Consider the following 857-nt stretch of genomic DNA (forward strand, 5'->3'; position numbering starts at 1 on the left):
CATACATCACCTTAAAAGAGGTGATTTGATCATGTTTCTTTGGGATAAACAAGATGTGTAGAAGATTCAGTTTGTTGGGGTAGAGCCAAAAAACAAGGGCATCCATGGACAACAGCAAAAGTATTTAAAGATGCCGCTGTTCTAGGCCCATGGATTCCATATCATCAGTTCAATAATTACATGGAAACTGAGTTTCAATTGCTCATTGATGGTACTATTCGGCAACGCGCTAAAGGCTCTGATATGATGATGCAACCTGAAGATTTGTTGAATTATATTAGTCAATTTTTCCCTTTAAAAACAGGCGATATCATTTATACAGGTACCCCAGCAGGAGTGACGTCAATATCTAGAAGTACTACAGCCCAATTACGCTGGCACCATTATTCCTATAGCGTTAAATGGGAGGCGTGCGCGTAGTCCGGATTAGGCGAAGACGTAATCCGGGAATGGAGGCCAATGATAACTGGTATTTATAACTTATCCCCTCGATATCTCATCACTCTTGTTTTTCACTCTTACACCGTAAAAGAATATGGTGGATGGGTAGTAGGAATAATTACCCATCATCTTATTGAACAAGAAAAGCCTTTAAAAATATTAGATGAATTACATATTGTAGATTCCATGCAACAACGTAAAACCATGATGCAAAAAATATCTGATATGTTTGTTGTGATGCTAGGCAGCCTTGGAATTCTAGAAGAAGCAATTGAGACATGGAATGCTATAAAAATTGGAGAATTAATAAAACCCATAGGTTTTTTAATATTAACTCATGTTACGCACACTCAGTTTTAAGCGGTCATATTTTTGAGCTCCTGCCAAGCAATTTGGTTTGCTCTAACAATGAGTTT

The 857-nt window shown here is 37.6% G+C and carries 1 protein-coding gene and 1 pseudogene; both read left to right on the plus strand.

The window, feature by feature from the left end:
- Positions 1-99 precede the first annotated feature (99 nt).
- Positions 100-420, plus strand: a pseudogene (locus Lsan_RS12520) (fumarylacetoacetate hydrolase family protein); the annotation flags it as partial.
- 39 nt (positions 421-459) lie between these two features.
- On the plus strand, positions 460-801 hold the full coding sequence (locus Lsan_RS12525; RefSeq protein WP_058514572.1) for an LOG family protein: 342 nt from the start codon (positions 460-462) through the stop codon (positions 799-801).
- Positions 802-857 lie beyond the last annotated feature (56 nt).

This window comes from Legionella santicrucis (assembly GCF_001468135.1).
GTDB classification, from domain to species: Bacteria; Pseudomonadota; Gammaproteobacteria; order Legionellales; family Legionellaceae; genus Legionella; species Legionella santicrucis.